A 21,854-nucleotide genomic window follows, 5' to 3' on the forward strand; every position below is an offset into this window, starting at 1 on the left:
CTAGTACCTCGATCTTTCTTTTAATTGTCTATCAATTTCTCGTTTGTGAGCCTTTTCAAGCATAGAATCTCTCTTGTCATAGCTCTTTTTACCTTTACAAATTCCTAAATTGACTTTAACTTTTCCATCTTTTAAATACAGTGCCAATGGAATTAAAGTATGCCCTTCTTGTTGAAGTAACCCTATAAGTCTTCTTATTTGCTCTTTATGAAGTAACAGCTTTTTCTCTCTAAGTGGGTCAACATTAAATATATTACCTTGCTCATACGGACTTATATGCATTCCAACTATAAAAACTTCTCCGTTTCTAATTTCAGCATAGCTTTCTTTTATATTTGCTTTTCCAGCCCTTATAGATTTCACCTCTGTACCAACAAGAACAATTCCAGCTTCCATACCTTCTTCAACAAAATAGTCATGTCTAGCTTTTCTATTTTCTACTAAGGTTTTAGTCCCTACTCTTTTAGCCATATAAACACCTACTCTCAACTGTTATAAAAATTTACGACTCTTTATTATTTTATGGTATCATAGATTATTTTACATTTCTACTAATTTAATAAATTCTAAATACAATTAATAAATAAAGTAACTAATTGTAATTTTATATCATACTAACCAATTATCTGTTGTTGAATATGAATTCTAAACTTTATATCTCCATCACTTTTTCCTTGAATTCTTATATATTTAGAGTAGTACCTTGGAACAACAATTTCTGTTTCATTTGGGTGAACAGAAATAACAGGTTCATTTATTATATAGTTTTCCCCATCAGGACTAACATAAACAAAAAATTCTTGGCAAGTATCACTTTCATTTGTTATAAAAATACTTGTCTGTTGTGCAAATGCAACTTTTATATTTGGAGTAATTATACATTCATATCCTTCCAACAACAATAATACTTCATAAAATACTGTTTTAAAAAAACATTCTATTTTAACTATTGCTAAACCACATGGAATTTTTAATTTTAAAAAATTATTTTTATCCATATCAACACCCCTAATATTTTATTAAATAAGGAATTTAATAAGATTAAATTCCTTATTTAAATTTAAAATTTATATGAATAAATTTTTGTAAAAAATATCTAATGTTACTTCATCTATAACTTCAAATTCTTTAAAAGATCTTGTAATTTCTTGTACTGCAAGTGAGTTGTATCCATATCTATGGTATAGCTTAGCTAATTCTAATAATACCTTATTGGAGTTTATATAGTTTAAACTATTAAGCATTTTTTCAAATAACTGAAAATTATTAGTTGATAATATTATGTCCAATATATTAATTATTTCACTTAAATACTCTTCTGGTAAATCATCTATTGTTATTTCTTCATTTTTAGCTATTGAATTTATAAGCATTATAGATTTTCTTTTAACATCATTAGTTATTTTATTGAAATCTTCTTCATATATCTCTTTATTAGTTAATATTTTTATAATTATGATATATATAATACCAATCTCATAGTATGGAGATTCTTTCGGAAGCCTTATAAATTGATAATAAGCTTTAATATATTCTTTAGTATTAAATAATGATTTAGCTAAAGAATATACAGCTTGGTCTGTACCAATTTTATTAACTCTACCACTTAAAATTTCTATTACCCCATTATAAAGTTCAGCCTCAAGTAGTATCAAAGATAAAATTATAACCTCACCATTATCATCTAAATTAAAATACACTTTCAACTTATCTACTGTTTCTTTTTCATCCTTTAATAACTTAAAATATGATTTTGCTAAACCAGTATATTCTGGCCAAAAAGATTTATCACATAAAATAGCTTTTTTATAATTTATTATAGCTTCTTCATAATCACCTAAACTATAATATATTTCTGCAATATTATAGTAAGCTCTAAATGTGGCACAACCATTTAAAAATGTTAGATATATAGGTGATTCTCCTTGCTCAATAGCTTTTTCATAAGTTTTTATTGCCATAGTATATTTTTTCTGTTTTTCATAAACTTCAGCTTTATAATATATAAGTTCTGTAAAATCAGGAAAAAGTTTTATACCTTCTTCTATTGCTTCTAATGCTAAATTATATCTTTTTAAAGTAATTAACGCTAAAATCCTTCTTAATATCAATTTATTCCCATATCCTTGAGAAGGATCCATAGCTTTATACCCAGTATTAAAATGTTCCAAAGCCTTTTCTATATTACCTAATGCAAAATATTCATTTCCCATGTTAAAATTAACAAATCCATTAAATGGATCCTTTTTAAGTTCTTCTCTTATTATAGTCATATTACGTTCTCGTTTATTTTGCTCCTGTACAACTGAAGCTATATATCCCCTATGATATATTCTAACCTCCTCTAATGGAAATCTTCCATAATCCATAGGTTTTACTTTATTAGTTATCTGTTCATGTATTGCACCTACATATTCATATTCCCCTGTATTTCTTATAAGTCTTAAATTTAAATTACAAGTATAATTTTTTAAATCTGCTTCTGAGTTTAAACTTAAAGTTTTAAAGAAATGCCCATCATTTTCTGAACTATTAACTATCTCTGTAAATAATTCACCATCTTTTCTTTCAAATTCATCATCACCGTCAAGTATTAAAATCCAATCTTTTGTTGCTTTAGACAATGAAAAATTTCTAGCATTAGCAAAACTATTATCCCACTTATAATAATAAACTTTTGCACCAAAGCTTTTTGCAATTTCTACAGTTTTATCTTTTGAACCAGTATCTACTACTATAATTTCATCTACTAAATCCTTAACACTTTCAAGACATTTTCCTAAAAACCGCTCTTCATTCTTCACTATCATACAAACACTAACAGTTTTTTCTCTTTTCATTTTTCATATCCCCACCTTTAAGGAGCGTGTAGCTTAAAACTACACGCAAACATATTATTTAAATTATGCCTTTAAAACACTATGCTCTTCCAACAAAGGAAACAGTTACTGATAAATCTGTTCCTGAATAACTTAATCTAGCATTATTAGCATATTTAGATGGTACAACTATTGCAGATCCTGATGGTCCTACTGTTACTGTTCCTGCTACCGAATCTGTAACATATACTCCACCAACTGTTGGTGCTAATTGAATTCCTATATAAGCAGTGTTTGTAGCACCATTCTCAATATAATATGCATATTCAGTAAGACTGTTTACAGTTTCAGTTAATACGACACCTGTTCCAGTTCCTGTTATATTGCTAGTAGTATAAGTTGTATAATATCCACTTACTGTTACTGTTCCGGCTGCTACTGTTATAGCATTGGCTACTGTTACTGTTCCACCTGATACTGTTACTGTTCCGGCTGCCACTGTTACTGCATTTCCTACTGTTACTGTTCCAGCTACATCTACTGTTCCATCCACTACTGCCGTTACTGTATTTCCTACATTTACTGTTCCTGTTACAGTTACATCTCCATCTATAACTGCCGTTACTGTATTGGCTACTGTTATTGCATTAGCTACTGTTACGGTTCCTGCTGCCACTGTTATTGCATTTCCTACTGTTACTGTTCCAGCTACATCTACAGTTCCATCCACTACTGCCGTTACTGTATTTCCTACATCTACTGTTCCTGTTACAGTTACATCTCCATCTATAACTGCCGTTACTGTATTGGCTACTGTTATTGCATTAGCTACTGTTACGGTTCCTGCTGCCACTGTTATTGCATTTCCTACTGTTACTGTTCCAGCTACATCTACAGTTCCATCTACTACTGCTGTTACTGTATTTCCTACATCTACTGTTCCTGTTACAGTTACATCTCCATCTATAACTGCCGTTACTGTATTGGCTACTGTTATTGCATTAGCTACTGTTACGGTTCCTGCTGCCACTGTTATTGCATTAGCTACTGTTACGGTTCCTGCTGCCACTGTTATTGCATTTCCTACTGTTACTGTTCCAGCTACATCTACTGTTCCATCTACTACTGCTGTTACTGTATTTCCTACATCTACTGTTCCTGTTACAGTTACATCTCCATCTATAACTGCTGTTACTGTTCCGGCTGCCACTGTTACTGCATTGGCTACTGTTACTGTTCCACCTGATACTGTTACTGTTCCGGCTGCCACTGTTACTGCATTTCCTACTGTTACTGTTCCAGCTACATCTACAGTTCCATCTACTACCGCTGTTACTGTATTTCCTACATTTACTGTTCCTGTTACAGTTACATCTCCATCTATAACTGCCGTTACTGTATTGGCTACTGTTACTGAACCATCTATAGTTACTGTACCAAGCTGAATTATACCATTGGCATCAACTTGAATTGGATGAGTTTGCTGAGTATTAGGATCTACACCATTTGCTAAAACTAGCAACTGTGATGCTACATTATTAAAAACTAAATTATTGGCCATTTATACTCCCCCCGTGCTACATGATTAACATAACTTAACATTTTTACTGCTAAGTTTTGTGATTGCTTTTCTTTCGTTCAGTTTATAATATTCTCTTTATATCAAATTGGTTCATAAACCGAGTTGTTTTTACATCATTTTATTTATATATTTAAATATAGTCTATAAACTTCTACATTTCGCTACATATACATATATGGGAATACAAATTTTTGAATGGATAATTTTTAAAGTTAGCTTTGAACCCTATGTAATAAAATAAGCTAAATAACTAATCTATAAACTTATCAACTAAAAATTTTGTCATTAATTAATTGCTTATGAACATAAAAAAGTCTTAAAATAGATTTTTTCCATTTCAAGACTTTTTTTATTTATATACAGTTTTTCAAATAATTTTTTACTTATTCACTTTTTTCTTCTTCATCTTCTTGCTCTACAATTTCAAAGAAAATTTCATGAGCATCTAAATTTACTCTTGAACAAACAATCCTAACTTCATCACCTAATTTATAAATATTTTTAGTTCTCTCACCTATAAGTTGAAGATTTTTATCATCAAACACATAATAATCATCCTTTAGGTCAGTTATGTGAACTAATCCTTCAACAGTATTTGGAAGCTCTACAAATATTCCAAAGTTAGTTACTGATGATACTATTCCATCAAACTGCTCACCAATTTTTCCACCCATATACTCAGCTTTCTTTAAATCATCTACATCTCTTTCTGCATCAATAGCAATTTTTTCTGTGTCTGACGCTTGTTTAGATGCAACTTCCACTGATTTTCTTAATTTTTTCTCTCGCTTATCATTTATTCCACCATTTAAATATTCCTTTATTATTCTATGAATTATTAAATCTGGATATCTTCTAATTGGTGAAGTAAAGTGACAATAATACTTGGCTGCAAGACCAAAGTGACCTAAACACTCTGGTGAATATTTGGCTTTCATCATAGAACGAAGCAATAATCTACTAACAACGTGTTCTTCCTTTTTGCCTTTAACTTTCTCTAATATGTCTTGAAGCATTCTTGGATGAACTTCTGATGTATTTCTTATGAAATATCCTAAATTATATACAAATTCATTAAAATTCATTAATTTCTCTTCATCTGGATCTTCATGGACTCTATATACAAAAGGAGTATTTAGCCAGAACATGTGCTCCGCTACAGTTTCATTAGCAACTAACATAAATTCCTCTATTATTCTATTTGAAACTGCTCTTTCGTAAGGCTTTATATCTATAGGTTTTCCATTTTCATCTAATATTATCTTAGCTTCGTCAAACTCAAAATCTATAGAACCTCTTCTAGTTCTTCTTGAGCTTAAAATTTCATAAAGCTTTTCCATATTTTTAAAATCTTCATATAGATAATCATATCTTTCTATAGTTTCTTTATCATTGTCTCTTAAAATTTTTGTTACGTCTGTATAAGTCATTCTCTCATTAGTCTTTATTATAGATTCACAAATTTCATGATCAACAACTTTTCCCTCATTATTTATTTCCATAAAACAAGATAGTGTTAGTCTATCAACTTTTGGATTCAAACTACATACTCCATTAGAAAGTTTTTTAGGTAGCATAGGAATAACCCTATCTATTAAGTATACAGAATTTCCTCTTTTTAATGCTTCTTTATCTAAATTTGATTTTTCAGTTACATAGTGAGATACATCTGCTATATGAACACCTAATTTAAAGTTTCCATTTCTTAAAACTTCAACTGATACTGCATCATCTAAGTCTTTAGCATCTTCCCCATCAATTGTAACCATTTTTAAATCTCTTAAATCTTTTCTTCTTTTATACTCATTTTCTGGTATATTTTCATCTATATCTGCCGCTTCTTGTTCTACTTCATAAGGGAATTCTTCTGGAAGATTGTGTTTTCTTATTATAGTTAATATATCCACACCTTTTTCCTCTTTGTAACCTAGTACTTCAACAACTATACCCTCAGCTTTTCTATTATCTTCTGGCCATTTAGTTATTTCAACAACCACCATTTGACCTGTTTTAGCTCCATTCCTTTTTGCCTTTGGTATAAATATATCCTTATTAACTTTATTATCTTTTGGAACAACAAAACCAAAACTTTTACTGTCCTCATATAAACCTACAACAGTTTTGTTTTTTCTTTCTATTACACGCTCTATAAATCCTTCACACTTTTTACCATGATTTTCGTTTTTCAGTATTTTAACTAAAACTCTATCTCCGTTCATAGCTGTATTAACATTATCTGCTGGTATAAATACATCTGGTCTATCATCATCTAATATTACAAATCCAAACCCTCTTTGGTGTGCTTGAAATTTACCTACTTCCATACCCATTTTATCTACCACACCATATCTATCTTTATCATTTTTTATTATTTGCCCATCTTGTTCCATACTATCTAATATTTTTTGAAAATCTTTTATTTCTCTTTTGCCTATTCCAAAAATTTTTCCAAGTTCTTGAGATGTCATAGGCTTATATGCTTCTTCTGCCATAAAACTAAGCAAAACTTCTCTTATATTCATTTTATACCTCCTTAATTTATGATATCTATTTAGAAAATTACATATTTACTTCGCTAAAATTTTATCTATATATTAATTATACACATAAAGCAGCCTAATTATTGATATAAGAAAAAATTTTATATTCTCTCTTTTTAAATTATAGGGTTCCAAATTAAATTTTAAACTTATTTATCAAATGATAAAACTCAAATTAATATTTTATTAATAACTAACAGATTATTTTAGTTAAGAGTTAATAGTGACCAGTTATATTTATTACTATTCACTTTGCTTCTAGTAATTCTAAACGTATTTTTATACTTTAAGAAACTTATGCTCAGTTTCATAAATAATTTTTAATTCTTAACTAACTATATTTGTACTTATTTTTCTCAACTGATAACAAAAATTTGATGTATAAATTTAAGTTCTAGATTGTTTCCCTATACAAGGCTCCAATTTCACCTCTAAAGTTATTATTCTAAAACTTGGATACCTAAATTAATGAGATATGCTCGAAAATATTTTAAATTCAACATTACACTTTGTATAAAAATATTTTAAATATCATTTATTTATATTATCACACTTTTCATCTATTAATATGTTAATTATTTATATTAAGCATTATCAAGTAAATAACACCCTAGTATTCTCACCTATTTCATAAATACTTCTCTAGTAAAATTTATACATAAAAACCTACTATGAATACATTTTATATTATTATTTTGCAACAAATATCCTTAAAATCTTTAATATTTCTTTATTCATCCTATACTTTGTATTTTTATCTTTAAATATTGGAATTTAAACTTTTAAATTTTGTTAATAAAATATGTATTTGTTTACAAAATAAAAATCTTCTAGCTTAAACTAGAAGATTTCTATTTCAAATTATATGATTAAATAATTTGACATATAATAAATACATAACATCCCTTGGGGTTGGGCTGTTATAAATAAATAAAAAGGGGGCTATATATCTCTTTATTTATTTTGCAATTATATTATAGTCTTTTTTAATATTTTATTCAAGTAAATTTGTAAAAAAATTTGAAAAAATCACTTTTTTTATTTATTTCCACATTTTTTTTAAAATTTTACTGTTTATTACATTATTAATTTTCTTTCTATGTATTTTTTGTTAATGTTTTATTAATTCATATGACATATTATTACATATTTTTCTTGCAATTTAAAGGTTCTTTAATATAGCTATTTCTTCTTCAGTTAATTCTCTATATTCTCCTTCTTCTATACTTTCATCTATTTTTAATGGTCCAAAACTTATTCTTCTTAAGTAAATTACAGATTTACCTACAGCCTCAAACATCCTTTTTACTTGATGAAACTTTCCTTCTTGAATTGTAATCTCTACACAAGAACCATCTTCACCAGCTTCTAATATATTTAACTTAGCAGGCATACATAGATAACCATCATCTAAAGTTATTCTATTTTCAAATTTTTTTATATCCTCATCGGTTACTTCCTTATCAATTTCAGCGTAATAAACTTTATCCACGTGATTTTTAGGAGCTATAAGCTTGTGATTTAATTCTCCATCATTTGTTATAAGTAGTAATCCTACAGTATCTTTATCAAGTCTTCCAACTGGGAATGGTTCAAATGCCTTATATTCTTCATCTAGCAAATCTATAACTGTTTCATCATAATTATCAAAGGTAGCACTAACAACACCATCTGGCTTGTTCATTAATAAATATACAAATTCTCTATAGTTTAAAGTTTCTCCACTAACTTGTATAATGTCTTTATCTGGATCTACCTTTAACCCACTATCTTTTACAAGCTCACCATTAACTAATACTTCTCCTTTTTTACAAAGAATTTTCACCTCTTTTCTTGTTCCATATCCTAAATTTGCTATTATTTTATCTAATCTTTCCATAAACTTATCACCTTTCTTTATTGTGTACTAAAACTTCAATTTTAATTATTCCTATATATGATTCCAAGTTGACTCTTAATTTAACTCTACCATAATCTAGAATAATTAAAATAAATTATTATCCTTAATTTTAAATCTAAATTCTTTAATTAAATAGTCTTTTATAAAAATTCATCACTAAGTTTAGATTCTACCAATTTATATAACTAATTTCAAATTATATTTACTAACTCTTAATTTTTAACTATTAACTATCTTAAGGACCGGCTTTGATTGCTTTAGATTTTATTGATAATCTTTCGATTTCACTGTAAAAATAGCTTATAGAAAATATACTTTGGTACGCCTGTCCTTCTTGTTACGGCTGTAAACCTTAAATTTAGCTTTGGTTAGTTTTATAAAACCTAACCTAGAATTTCCCCCCTTAAATTTAAAGAAACTGTCAGTCCAGTTTCAACCTGAATTATTAACTTTTAACTCTTAACTAACCAAGCTCCAATTTCCTCCTCAATTCTTAACTATAGTTAAAATAAAAAAAGACTAATACTTTTAAATATTAGTCTAAAATTTACTTATAAATATTTACCAACTTTATTTATGTAATTTTGAGTTTCTAATGGCAAATTATTAAAATCAGACATGCTACTTACCCCTCTTTTTTGCATAGTTCCAGGTCCACAGTTATATGCTGCCAATGCCATTTTAAGATTCCCATCATACATATTTAAATAATCTTTTATGTGTCGAGTTCCTGCATCAATATTTTCACTTATATCATATGGATTTGTAACACCATAATGACTAACATTTTCTGGCATTAATTGCATAAGTCCCATAGCACCAGCCCAAGATTTAACATTAGGATCAAAGTTAGATTCTATTTTTATTATTGTTCTTATGAGTTTTTCATCTACTCCATATTTTTTAGAAGCAGTTTTTATAGCGTTCTCAATTTCTGGATTATCACTAATAAGCTCCTCACTTACCTTTACATTACTAGTTGTGCTACTATTAATATTATTCATTGCTAAATCTGGTCTTAATATCATCTCTGTTATATTTGTAAAGTCATTATTAATTTGATTTTGATAACTATTTTCTCTTGCACTTTTTTCTGCCATAGCATTTAAAAGACTTGCAAATACCATATTATAGCTTTGACCACCTTCTTCTCCACTACCCTGCATCATTTTTGTCATCATCATCACTTGTAACATATTATCCATGTTTTGTTGTTGAACACCGCCAACTCCATTCGTTGCCAAATTATTCACCCCACTAACTTAAAAAATTTTAATTTAAACATTCTCTATACTTTAAATTATCGTGTATACTATCAACTTAATTAAGCTTTTCCTATAAAATACTTTTTAATTTTAGTTTTTTTCTATAACATCTTAACTTCTTTCATACTACTTGTATTTCTTCATTATTATAAATTTTACTTCATTAAAAATTAAAGAAACTGGTCGTCCAGTTTCTTCTATAATTATCAATCAAATAAATTTTTCACTAAAATATCCTTGTTGTTAAAAATCATTTTTATTTTCAACCGTTAACTTTAAATTCTATTAAATCATAATCTTCATAAGAAATTTTTTTATTACTGCTTTTCACTAATGCTAACACCTTATAAAATCCTTTTTTAAAAGGTATAAAAGTATAATAATCTTTTTTACTATATCTTTGAATTAAGTTCCATTCACCTTGTTCCATTAAATAAAATTCATATATTCTATCTTTTCCACCTTCACAATTAACTTTAAAATTTATACTTTCATTACATCGCAATGTTTCTTTTTCTTGATAAATTTTACAGTTTGTAATTGGTTTACTATCTAAAACATTAAATACAACAGTTTTCTTATGGTCATATTCTTCTTTACTAGATTTATTTTTCGCCATAATATCAACTACATATTTACCCTCACAACGAGGAGTAAATTTAAATTTCTTTTCTTCTATATAATCACTTTTTTCAACCTCATGATTATTTATTTTTATTTCATATTTTATTAGCGTATTTAAAGTATTCTCACATATACATTCTAAAAATATAGGTTGTCCAATTAAATAAAATTCTTTTATTTCAGCTAAGACATAATCTATTTTTGCTGGAATATATTCATAACAATCCACATAAAATATAGAATGAGCATCATACTCTCTTTTTGATTTAGCATCTTTTATTCTAACTTCTATTTCATATTGGCCTATTTGTTCTGGTGCAAAATAAGCAGTATTTTCATTACTATAGTCTATTTTTTCTGTTATTTTATCATTTAATTTAACTATAAAACTATATTTTAAATTAACTCCACCTGTTGCAATAACCCTAATATTTATAGGTTCATGTATCAACAATTGCCTTTTTCTATCAAGTATAACTTCTTCTATTTTTATATTATCTAAATAATCCTCTTCTATTTCAAAATATATACTATCATTTATTTCATATTCCTCATTAAAAGACCTATCTTTAATATATACTTCTAACTTATATTTTCCTGATTTAGTAGGTTGCCACAAGAAACTATTTTCCTTAGTAAACTTGCTTGTCTTACTTTCATTTCCGTCAATAACAAATTTATACAATAAATCTTTTCCTCCAGCTGCAACTGCTTTTAAGGTTATATTACTCTTTGTAACCTGCGGAGAACTTACATCTGTTGTAAAACTAAGTAATTTTATTGTTTCATATGGATAAACTTTATAATGTATAATCGCCCTATCATCAAATTCATTAGGGGAATACATATCTTTTGCCAGGCATAGTATTTTATAATTTCCATGCTTAACTTCTTTATAACTAAGTAATCTTTTAGTTGAATAATCTTGTAGACAAAATACTTCGCCTTCCTCATCTATACGTAAAAATTTAAATAGAACAACTCTACTTTCATCTTGATTTGCTTCAACTTCAAAAATAAGTTCTTCATCTTGCAATAAACTTTCATTTAAACATTTCAAATTGGTTATTTCTAGCTTAGATATTGGATTTACTTGAAATTTTATTGATTTAAAATCATCAAATAAATTACTTGAATATATACTTTTACATTCTACAAGTAATTCCATATCGCCTTGAAATTTAGGAGTATATGTTAAACTATTATCTACCGTATAATCCTTAACTAAAGTCCATTTAGAATTATCTTTAATCCAATATCTGTATAATACTGATGCTGAATCACTTTCTGCTGTAACAGTAATTTTTTCCCCTACTTTTACATCATCTTTATCTAGGTATATATTTTTAATAAGTTTTTCTTCACATTTTCCAATAATAAAGTCTGTTCTTGAGATATAATCAAAAGATTTTTTGCTGCCTTGAACTTTTATCTGAACCATAATTATATATTTTCCATCTACTATAGGTTTCCAAACAACATAATTATCTAAACTAAAATCTTTAATAGTTTCCCAAGTTCCATCACTACCAATTAAAAATTTATACATTAAGTTTTTTTCTATTTGATTTTCTACTCTAATAGTAATTTCTTTGCCTTTTTCTTGAGGACTTTCTAAGTTTGTAATAATATTCATTTCGTTCATTATAGCAGCTTTCCTCCTCAACCCTTATACTTTAACATTCTCCTCTAAAATAGTATTGTTTAAAAATTTAGAAAAGTTATCTTATTTAATTTGCATATAAAAACCCATAGCAGTGAGTTTAAAACTTTATCTGAATACAACATTAAGATTTTACATATTATATTTTATTATACTATAATTCCAAAAAATAGAAAAGGGCTATATAAGGTTAATATATTAAATTTAATGCTTCAAATAAACCTTATAAATTATTACCCCTTATAACTCTATGATAACAAAAGGGATGTCTGCATAACTGGACAATTTGCTATGCTTATCCCTTAGTGCTTTTATTAATTTCAACTTGTTTAATAGTTATTTTCCTATGCAATATTGAAAGTCACTCTTAAAATATCTACTATGAATTAGCTACTAATTTTTTTAAGTTTTTATATAATCTTTCATCATCTTCTGCTTTTCTTTTCTTTGGATTAGAAGTTTTTCCACCACCTCTTCTTACTTTTCCACTTATATGTCTTTCAAATAGTAATTTATCTATATTATCATTTGAATATATGTGACCTTTGGGACTTATAGCAAAAGCTCTCTTGCCTAAAACCATAGCTGCTACACCATAATCCTGTGTTACAACTATATCCATATCACTTACTTCATTTACAATTTTCATATCTACACTTTGAAATCCACTATCCATATACTTTACTTCTCCATAACTTACCGTTAGAACATGATTTATATCACAATAAAAAATTAATTCTTTACCATATTCTTTTGCTACATTCTCTATGATTTGTTTTGCAGGACATGCATCTGCATCTACTAAAATTTTCATTATTCATTTCCTCTAATTTCATCTCTAATTCTATTTTTTTATCTTCATATCCAGGCTTACCTAAAAGTGCGAACATATTACTTTTATAATTTTCAACACCTTGTTGGTCAAAAGGATTAACACCAATTAAGTATCCACACACTGAACATGCCTTTTCAAAAAAGTATATCATATAACCTACATAATATGGAGATAATTCTGGTATTGTTATTGTTATGTTTGGTACTTCACCTTGATTATGAGCAAGCTCTGTTCCTTCCATAGCTCTTTTATTTATATAATCAATAGTTTTTCCTTCTAGAAAATTAAGCTCATCTATATTTTTTTCATCATTAAATATAACAAGTTCTCTTTTAGTTTCTTTTATATTTATCGTAGTTTCAAAAAATATTCTTAATCCCTCTTGTATATATTGTCCCATAGAATGTAGATCAGTAGAAAAATTAACGGTAGCCGGAAATATACCTGTATGGTTTTTTCCTAAACTTTCCCCAAATAATTGCTTCCACCATTCACCAAAATAACTCATACAAGGTTCATATGTTGCCATAATTTCTATAAATTTTCCTTTCATATATAATAGATGCCTTGCAATTGCATATCTATAACAACTATTTTCTTCTAAATCATAATTATTATATTCAACACTTGCATCCTCTGCACCTTTTAAAAGTTCTTCTATATCAATTCCGGCAACTGCAATAGGTAGTAATCCAACTGATGTAAGAACAGAGTATCTTCCACCAATATCATCTGGTATTACAAAATTTTCATAACCTTCTTCATCACAAAGTTTTCTCATAGCACCTTTATTTTTATCAGTAGTTATAAATATTCTTTCTCTTGCTCCATCTTTTCCATATTTTTTTTCTAATACATCTTTTAGAAATCTAAAGGCTATAGCTGGTTCTGTAGTTGTTCCTGATTTCGATATAACATTTATAGAAAAATCTACATGCTCCACCATATCTAATATTTCTGAAAGATATGTTGAGCTAATATTATTACCTGCAAAATAAATTTTAGGTGCCGTTCTTTCACTCTTAGGTAAACTGTTATGAAATGTATGAGTTAATCCTTCAATAACTGCTCTAGCCCCTAAATAAGAGCCGCCTATTCCCACTATGATAAAAGCATCTGAATGTTTTTTTATATTTTCAGCTACATTCTTTATTTTTTTTATTTCATCTTTTGGAAAATCACTAGGTAAATTTAGCCAACCTAAGTATTCACTTCCTATACAATTTTTATTATGCATCATTTTATGAATTTCTCTTGTCATATTATCAAAAATTAAAATTTCTTCGCTCTTTAGATAAGGATAACATTTTGAAAAATCTACCTCTATATTATTCATAAATCCTCCAACTAAATTAATTACTTTTAAAATTTGTATATTTTTATATACTTTATTAATTTATGTTGAAAAATTAAATATTATACTTTTACATAAAAAAGCTAAGGTACAAAATTTTGTATCTTAGCTTTTTTGCTATATTTCTATATTTTGAATTCTAATAAATTATTTTTAATAGTTCTAGTCATTTCAGTTAAATCTTCTGCAGCTTTAGCTACTTCTTGTGATGATGACATGGCCTCTTCCGAAATAGCAGAAATTTCTTCTGCAGCTGCTGAAACTTCTTGTGATACTGATGATGCACTTTGTATTTTATTTATCACTACTTCTTTATTGTCTATAATCTTAGCACCTAATTCTTTACTTTTCTCAATTTTAGGTTTCATATTTTCTACAGCTCCTGTTATATCACTAAAATTATTTACAGCATTTAATATAACTCCCTTTTGGTTAAACACTTCCTCTTTAACAGCATTAGTGTTTTTTACCATAATACCTGCTTCATCAAATATATTATTTAAAAGATTAGTTATATCTGAAACAGAAATTCTGCTTTGCTCTGCAAGTTTCCTTATTTCTTCTGCTACAACTGCAAAACCTTTTCCTGCATCTCCTACTCTTGCTGCTTCTATAGCTGCATTTAGTGCTAGTAAATTAGTTCTTTCTGAAATAGTATTTACTACTGTAATTATATTATTTACTTTACTTATATTCTCTCCAACAAATTCTACCTGTTTTACTAATCCCTCAAAAGCTGTTGTAACGTTATCAACTGAATTTATCACTTGATTCATATCTTTATTACTTTTATCAGATAAATTATATATTACATCATTATTTGATTTTATTTCATCAATAGCATTTAATACTTTTTCAATAACTTCATTAAACATTTCCATATTATACACTACATTTACCATATCAGATGATTGTCCTTCCGCACCTTTTGCTACATCCTGAACTGATTCTGATACAGTATCTGCTGCACTAGATAATTCCTCCGAAACACTTGCCAAATTTTGAGAAGAGACATCTAACCCTTGTACGTTCTCTTGTAGATTGCTTAAAGTATCCCTTAGTTTAATTTGCATATTGTTCATAGCTTGTCCCATAATTCCAAGCTCATCACTTCTATTTATTAACTTAATGTTTATTGGATTAGTAAAATCCCCTTTTGATATATAATTTAAGCTTTTAGTTGTGTAACCTATACTTTTAGATATGCCTTTAATTTGTATATATACAATACTTACACTTATTAATATAGTTATTACTGCTAAAACCAACATTAATTTTTTTCCTAAATTAATACTTTCAAAAAGTTCATCTTCATCTATTTGTACTATAAGTGTCCAATCTGTTCCTTTAACTGGTGCATTAGTTATAACCATTTTTTTATCATTAACTTTTACCCTAGAAACTGTTTTTTCAGAACTCATCATAGTTTTGATTGTTGATGACATATCCTTAAAATCTTTATTTTTCTCTCCTTCTGTAAATATATTAAGCTTTCCAATATAATCTGTATTAGCATGAGCTATAATATTTCCAGTACCATCTATCATAAATGCTTTTCCAGTATTACCAATCTTAACATCATTAACTATACTAGTAAGTTCATCCACTTTTATATCCGCAATTATTGTAGATGTGATTTTATTATCACTATCATGTATAGGAGCACAGAAAGTAAGTACTACAGCTCCATTATGTGCTTTATTAGAGCTAACCATTGGTGATGATACAGTTATCTTATTATCTTTTATCGTACTTTGAAAGTACTCTCTATGATCTACTTTAGCTGTACTGTTTTTAAATTGAACATTTCCATTTAAATCTGCTATTCCTATCTCCAATAAATTATCAGCTTTTACAATGTCAGTTATATAATCTATTTTTTTATTTAAATCTATATTTGAATCTTTAACTGATGCAGTTTGAGATATTACCTCATACATTTTTTTATTACCTTCTAATTTATTCAAAATGGCATCACTAGTTTTCGCTGCTATTTCACATAAACTTGCAGAACCTAAGTTAAATATTGACTGACTTGAAATTATAGTAGAAATCCCCCCTAAGGAACCAGCTATTATTAATGCAACTAAAACAAAAGTTACCATTAATTTTCCACCGACGGTGTTTATTCTCCGATCTACGCCTTTTTTAGCGAATGTCATTACATATCCCTTCCTTTATTGTTTTATTAGCTTACCCCAGTTATACATTCGATGGCATATTGTAAAACTTTACTTTCTAAAGTAAAATATTGTATAAATATAACAAATTGTATGTTTAAACTAATAAAAAAACCTGTTTTATAAGTTATTTATTAAATAAACATTATAAAACAGGCTTTATTACTTAAACTAATATTTGTTTATTATTCAATATAAAATTAAAAATATTTATACTCTATTTGACTAAAACATTCTTTCGTTTTCTTTAATAAAATTCTTTTGCTTTTCTAAATAATCAACTAATGGTTTAATATTATTCGAGGACGATTCTTCCAAAGCTCTTTTGTATTCATCTGCTGATTCTCCATTCATATATTTTAAATCTAATCTATTATCTAATAATTGCTTTAAATATATAAACCTACCTATTCTGCCATTCCCATCTTGAAATGGATGTATACGCTCAAATTCAAAATGGAATCTTGCTATATCATAAATTATAATTTCCTTTAAACTATAAAATTTCTCTATAATTTCCTTTAATCTATCTTCTACTTCCCATAGATTTGATGTATCAAATTCAGCACCAAGTATTTTATTTTGATACTTTTTAAATACTCCTGCTAAACCCATATCATATAATCTTGTTCTATACATTAAACTTGCATGCCATTCTTTTATCATTTCTAAAGTAAGTTTTTTATCTATTTTATCTAATACCATATCAAAAGTATAAAAAGAATTAACTGTTTCCTGAACATCATCTAATGTATGAGTTCCCATTACTATATTTTTTTCAAATAAAAATTGAAGTGTTTCTGTTGTAAATGTACTTCCTTCTATTTTATTTGAATTATATATAAAATCGTATTTTAAAATCTCATTTAGGGAATTATGAATTCCCTTTGTTACATTTAATGATTTTAAAAACTTATCATAATATTCTTTATCCATACTATTCTTTACACTCCAATTAATTTAAATTTTTATATCTTCTATTTTTAAATTTTTAATATACTAAGTAATATTTGCACTGTACTTATATAATATATTTCTATTCTATACTAAACGCTTTTCTAAATACATATTATAATTTTTGTCCTTCAATCTTTAATTTAATACATTAAAATATAAAAAGTTTTACCAACCTTCAATATCATTATTAACCCACTTTTTAAAAATTTTGATGAGGAGTTTAAGTGAAACTTATATAAAAATAAGCCTATTTTATAGGTTATTAATTAAAATAAACACTGTAAAATAGGCTTTATCACTTTTAATTACTTATATATTTTATTCCCACTCAATAGTTGATGGTGGTTTAGAAGTTACATCATAAACAATTCTGTTTATTCCTTTAACTTCATTTACTATTCTTCTAGATACTTTATCTAAAACTTCATATGGTATTCTTGCCCAATCAGAAGTCATTCCATCTGAAGATGTTACAGCTCTTAATGCTACTGTATGACAGTAAGTTCTCTCATCACCCATAACTCCAACTGATTGGATATTTGGAAGACAAGCAAAATATTGCCATATCTTACTTTCTAATCCATTTAATGCAACTTCTTCTCTGAATATCGCATCAGCTTCTCTTACTATAGATAATTTTTCTTCAGTAACTTCACCAAGAACTCTTATAGCAAGTCCTGGACCTGGGAATGGCTGTCTCCATACTAAATTATGAGGAATTCCTATTTCTTCTCCAACTGCTCTAACTTCATCTTTAAATAATTCTCTTAATGGCTCAATTAATTTAAATGTAATATCTTCTGGAAGTCCTCCAACATTGTGATGACTTTTTATTGTAGCTGAAGTGTTAGTTCCACTTTCTACTACATCTGCATATATTGTTCCTTGAACTAAGAAATCTATTTCTCCAAGTTTATTTGATTCTTCTTCAAATACTCTTATAAACTCTTCACCAATTATTTTTCTTTTTCTTTCTGGATCACTTACACCTTTAAGTTTGCCTAAGAATCTATCTTGTGCATTAACTCTTATTAGGTTCATATCAAAACCTTTTCTAAATACTTCTTCTACTTGATCCCCTTCATCTTTTCTTAAAAGACCGTGATCAACAAATACACAAGTTAACTGCTTTCCTATTGCTTTATGTACAAGAACTGCAGCTACTGATGAATCTACTCCACCAGATAAAGCGCATAAAACTTTTTTATCGCCAACTAATTCTTTTATTTCTTTTATTTTTTCTTCTGCAAAAGAAGACATTGACCAATCGCCTTTAACTTCACAAACATTGTATAAGAAGTTTGTTAACATTTTTGCGCCAAATAAAGTATGTTCAACTTCTGGATGGAATTGTACTCCATAAAGTTTTTTGTCTTCATTGCATATAGCAGCCACTGGACATTGATTACTATATCCTATAATATCAAAGCCTGTTGGTGCTTTTTCTATGTAATCTGTATGACTCATCCAACATTGTTTTTCTGTTATTCCATCAAATAACTTATTGTTAGTTGTAAGTTCTACATCTGTTTTTCCATATTCTCTTATAGTTGCAGTTTTAACACATCCACCTAACATATGAGACATAAGTTGAGCACCGTAACATATTCCTAATATAGGTATGTTAAGCTCAAATAGCTCTTTATCTACCTGTGGAGAATCCTCACCATAAACACTGTTTGGACCACCTGTAAAAATTATTCCTTTTGGATTTAATTCCTTAACTTTTTCAGCAGAAATTGTATATGGAACTATTTCACAATATACTTTATTTTCTCTTACTCTTCTTGCGATAAGTTGATTATATTGACCGCCAAAGTCAACAACTAAAACTAGTTCTCTGCTCATCATAGGCCTCCCTTTTCTAATTTCTTATGAAACTATAGTTTATTTATATTTAAATTACTTGTATCCATTTTTAACTGAATATAGGGTTACAAGCCGACTCTTTAAGTTATTCATTATTTAATGATAATATTTTATTATTTCATGAATAACCTTAAAGACGCACTTATTTCCCTATATATAGTTTGAAACTTATATTTTAACTTATACATTGAAAATTTCATATATTCATATCAGTGATGTTATTCTTAAAATTTCTTAAACTCAAAAGTAAATATATATTAGTACTTATATATATTTAACAAATAAATTTTAATTCCAACTTAACTCACTATATTTATTAAATAGCATATCATATTTTTCTTACTATTTAAACCTCTTCTCAGCTTAATATCCATCCTCTACTAAACTATAAACTATAGTTTGGTGCTTCTTTTGTTATTGATATGTCATGTGGATGACTTTCTTTTAGTCCTGCTGATGTTTGAACAACAAATCTAGCTGTTTCAAACAATTGTTGTAAAGTTGGTGCTCCTAAATATCCCATTCCTGAACGTATTCCGCCCATTAATTGGAATATTGTATCAACAACAGCTCCTTTAAATGGAAGTCTTCCCTCAACACCTTCTGGTACTAATTTTTTGCTATCTTCTTGGAAATATCTATCTTTACTTCCTGCTGCCATAGCTCCTAATGAGCCCATTCCTCTATAAACTTTATATTTTCTTCCTTGGTATATTTCAGTTTCACCTGGAGCTTCTTCACAACCAGCGAACATAGAACCCATCATACAAACTTTAGCTCCTGCTGCTAATGCTTTTACTATATCTCCTGAGTATTTTAAACCACCATCTGCTATAACAGGCACTCCATATTTATTAGCTTCTTCTACACAATCCATTACTGCAGTTAATTGAGGAACTCCAACACCTGCAACAACTCTTGTTGTACATATTGAACCTGGTCCTATACCAACTTTTACACAGTCAGCACCAGCTTCAATTAATTCTTTTGTAGCTTCTGGTGTAGCAACGTTACCAGCTATAATTTGAAGTTCTGGATATTTAACTTTTACAGTTCTTACTGCATCTATAACACCCTTTGAATGACCATGAGCTGTATCAATAGTTATTACATCAACTTCTGCTTCAACTAAAGCATCTACTCTTTCCATCATATCTTTTGTTACTCCAACAGCTGCACCACATAAAAGTCTACCTTTTCCATCTTTAGCTGCATTTGGATAAATTCTAACTTTTTCTATATCTTTTATTGTTATTAAACCTTTTAGTTTAAAGTTTTCATCTACTAATGGCAGTTTTTCTATTTTGTGTGTTTTAAGTATTTCTTTAGCTTCATCTAAAGTTGTATCTTCTTTTGCTGTTATTAAATTTTCTTTTGTCATAACTTCTTCAATTTTTCTTGAAAAATCTTTTTCAAACAGCATATCTCTATTAGTGATTATTCCAACTAATGTATTATCTTCTTTAACTACTGGCACTCCTGATATTCTGTATCTTGCCATTACTTTATCAGCTTCTTCTAAAGTATTGCTTGGATATAAATAAAATGGATTTGTTATTACTCCATTTTCTTGTCTTTTTACAGTATCAACTTCTGCCGCTTGTTCTTCTATTGACATATTTTTATGTATAATACCTATTCCACCTTCACGAGCCATAGCTATAGCCATTTTAGCTTCTGTAACAGTATCCATTCCTGCACTCATAAGTGGCATATTTAACTTTATAGTTTTTGTAAGGTTAGTTTTTAAAGTAACATCCTTTGGTAAAACCTCTGATTTATTTGGAACTAATAATACATCATCAAATGTATATGCTTGTTTTAAAATAACTGCCATTTAAAATCACTCCTCATTCTTAATTTTTATCCATTATATCTCTTTAAATCAACTGTTAGTCTTAATTGGAAAGAATTTTTAAAAGATTTAGTGTATAAATTCTTTTTAAAATTTACACACTATTAGTAACCTCTCCTATAATATATAAATTATAAATTCTTCCTCCCAAATTATCTTCTAAAAAAAGACTAGTTTTACTATATTATAAGTAAAACTAGTCTTGCCTATTTATATAGAAATTTAATTATTTCTAAAATAGGTTCTCTAATTTTACTCATAGTCAGAAATTTTTGGTTTCCGGTAGATACTCCTTGCCATATTCAAGGGATATATGAGTTAGTATGTTCAATTTTGTTTGCGCTTAACTATTGTTAATTATTTTATTTAATAATTAACAATTTGTCAACAACCAAATTGATATTTTTTTTA

General features: G+C 27.8%; 14 protein-coding genes and 1 riboswitch. All 14 genes read right to left on the reverse strand.

What is annotated here, in order from left to right; all coding sequences use genetic code 11:
• The 14 genes from smpB to guaB all read right to left on the reverse strand — a co-directional run bounded on the left by smpB (nt 1) and on the right by guaB (nt 21,425).
• Nucleotides 1-471, reverse strand: coding sequence for an SsrA-binding protein SmpB (gene smpB / locus KQI36_RS04985; protein WP_216449882.1), 471 nt, complete (start codon nt 469-471; stop codon nt 1-3).
• Nucleotides 472-614: 143 nt separating this feature from the next.
• Nucleotides 615-998 (reverse strand): DUF6385 domain-containing protein, encoded by a 384-nt coding sequence (locus tag KQI36_RS04990; RefSeq protein WP_216449883.1) that lies wholly within the window; start codon nt 996-998, stop codon nt 615-617.
• Between the two features lie 69 nt (nt 999-1,067).
• On the reverse strand, nt 1,068-2,840 hold the full coding sequence (locus tag KQI36_RS04995) for a TPR domain-containing glycosyltransferase (RefSeq protein ID WP_216449884.1): 1,773 nt from the start codon (nt 2,838-2,840) through the stop codon (nt 1,068-1,070).
• Between the two features lie 79 nt (nt 2,841-2,919).
• The gene (locus KQI36_RS05000; RefSeq protein ID WP_216449885.1) at nt 2,920-4,380 is read right to left on the reverse strand and encodes a beta strand repeat-containing protein; all 1,461 of its coding nucleotides are present in this window, start codon (nt 4,378-4,380) and stop codon (nt 2,920-2,922) included.
• A gap of 404 nt (nt 4,381-4,784) precedes the next feature.
• Complete coding sequence (rnr, locus tag KQI36_RS05005) at nt 4,785-6,923, reverse strand: ribonuclease R (protein ID WP_216449886.1); 2,139 nt, start codon at nt 6,921-6,923, stop codon at nt 4,785-4,787.
• A gap of 1,180 nt (nt 6,924-8,103) precedes the next feature.
• On the reverse strand, nt 8,104-8,820 hold the full coding sequence (locus KQI36_RS05010) for a pseudouridine synthase (protein ID WP_216449887.1): 717 nt from the start codon (nt 8,818-8,820) through the stop codon (nt 8,104-8,106).
• A gap of 572 nt (nt 8,821-9,392) precedes the next feature.
• Complete coding sequence (locus KQI36_RS05015; RefSeq protein ID WP_244991470.1) at nt 9,393-10,085, reverse strand: lytic transglycosylase domain-containing protein; 693 nt, start codon at nt 10,083-10,085, stop codon at nt 9,393-9,395.
• A gap of 283 nt (nt 10,086-10,368) precedes the next feature.
• Entirely contained in the window at nt 10,369-12,375 is a 2,007-nt protein-coding gene (locus tag KQI36_RS05020) for a triple tyrosine motif-containing protein (RefSeq protein WP_216449888.1), read from the reverse strand.
• Between the two features lie 397 nt (nt 12,376-12,772).
• Nucleotides 12,773-13,207 (reverse strand): YaiI/YqxD family protein, encoded by a 435-nt coding sequence (locus tag KQI36_RS05025; protein WP_216449889.1) that lies wholly within the window; start codon nt 13,205-13,207, stop codon nt 12,773-12,775.
• Nucleotides 13,134-14,564 (reverse strand): glucose-6-phosphate isomerase, encoded by a 1,431-nt coding sequence (locus KQI36_RS05030; RefSeq protein WP_216449890.1) that lies wholly within the window; start codon nt 14,562-14,564, stop codon nt 13,134-13,136. The genes KQI36_RS05025 and KQI36_RS05030 overlap by 74 nt, the downstream gene beginning before the upstream one ends.
• 143 nt (nt 14,565-14,707) lie before the next feature.
• Entirely contained in the window at nt 14,708-16,744 is a 2,037-nt protein-coding gene (locus KQI36_RS05035) for a methyl-accepting chemotaxis protein (RefSeq protein WP_216449891.1), read from the reverse strand.
• A gap of 243 nt (nt 16,745-16,987) precedes the next feature.
• Nucleotides 16,988-17,698 carry a Fic family protein gene (locus tag KQI36_RS05040; RefSeq protein ID WP_216449892.1) on the reverse strand — a complete coding sequence of 237 codons (711 nt, stop codon included), beginning with the start codon at nt 17,696-17,698 and terminating at the stop codon, nt 16,988-16,990.
• Nucleotides 17,699-18,037: 339 nt separating this feature from the next.
• A complete protein-coding gene (gene guaA / locus KQI36_RS05045; RefSeq protein WP_010293564.1) occupies nt 18,038-19,567 on the reverse strand; it encodes a glutamine-hydrolyzing GMP synthase in 1,530 nt (509 codons plus the stop codon).
• 406 nt (nt 19,568-19,973) lie between these two features.
• Nucleotides 19,974-21,425, reverse strand: coding sequence for an IMP dehydrogenase (gene guaB, locus KQI36_RS05050; protein ID WP_010293565.1), 1,452 nt, complete (start codon nt 21,423-21,425; stop codon nt 19,974-19,976).
• 257 nt (nt 21,426-21,682) lie between these two features.
• A riboswitch (purine riboswitch) is annotated at nt 21,683-21,780 on the reverse strand.
• Between the last annotated feature and the right edge of the window lie 74 nt (nt 21,781-21,854).

The sequence above is a fragment of the Clostridium senegalense genome, from assembly GCF_018916625.1.
Classification (GTDB): domain Bacteria; phylum Bacillota; class Clostridia; order Clostridiales; family Clostridiaceae; genus Clostridium_J; species Clostridium_J senegalense.

Coding starts and splice junctions, on each gene's coding strand:
- smpB (WP_216449882.1), bottom strand. CDS start 471: ATGGCTAAAAGAGTAGGGACTAAAACCTTAGTAGAAAATAGAAAAGCT.
- KQI36_RS04990 (WP_216449883.1), bottom strand. CDS start 998: ATGGATAAAAATAATTTTTTAAAATTAAAAATTCCATGTGGTTTAGCA.
- KQI36_RS04995 (WP_216449884.1), bottom strand. CDS start 2,840: ATGAAAAGAGAAAAAACTGTTAGTGTTTGTATGATAGTGAAGAATGAA.
- KQI36_RS05000 (WP_216449885.1), bottom strand. CDS start 4,380: ATGGCCAATAATTTAGTTTTTAATAATGTAGCATCACAGTTGCTAGTT.
- rnr (WP_216449886.1), bottom strand. CDS start 6,923: ATGAATATAAGAGAAGTTTTGCTTAGTTTTATGGCAGAAGAAGCATAT.
- KQI36_RS05010 (WP_216449887.1), bottom strand. CDS start 8,820: ATGGAAAGATTAGATAAAATAATAGCAAATTTAGGATATGGAACAAGA.
- KQI36_RS05020 (WP_216449888.1), bottom strand. CDS start 12,375: ATGAACGAAATGAATATTATTACAAACTTAGAAAGTCCTCAAGAAAAA.
- KQI36_RS05025 (WP_216449889.1), bottom strand. CDS start 13,207: ATGAAAATTTTAGTAGATGCAGATGCATGTCCTGCAAAACAAATCATA.
- KQI36_RS05030 (WP_216449890.1), bottom strand. CDS start 14,564: ATGAATAATATAGAGGTAGATTTTTCAAAATGTTATCCTTATCTAAAG.
- KQI36_RS05035 (WP_216449891.1), bottom strand. CDS start 16,744: ATGACATTCGCTAAAAAAGGCGTAGATCGGAGAATAAACACCGTCGGT.
- KQI36_RS05040 (WP_216449892.1), bottom strand. CDS start 17,698: ATGGATAAAGAATATTATGATAAGTTTTTAAAATCATTAAATGTAACA.
- guaA (WP_010293564.1), bottom strand. CDS start 19,567: ATGAGCAGAGAACTAGTTTTAGTTGTTGACTTTGGCGGTCAATATAAT.
- guaB (WP_010293565.1), bottom strand. CDS start 21,425: ATGGCAGTTATTTTAAAACAAGCATATACATTTGATGATGTATTATTA.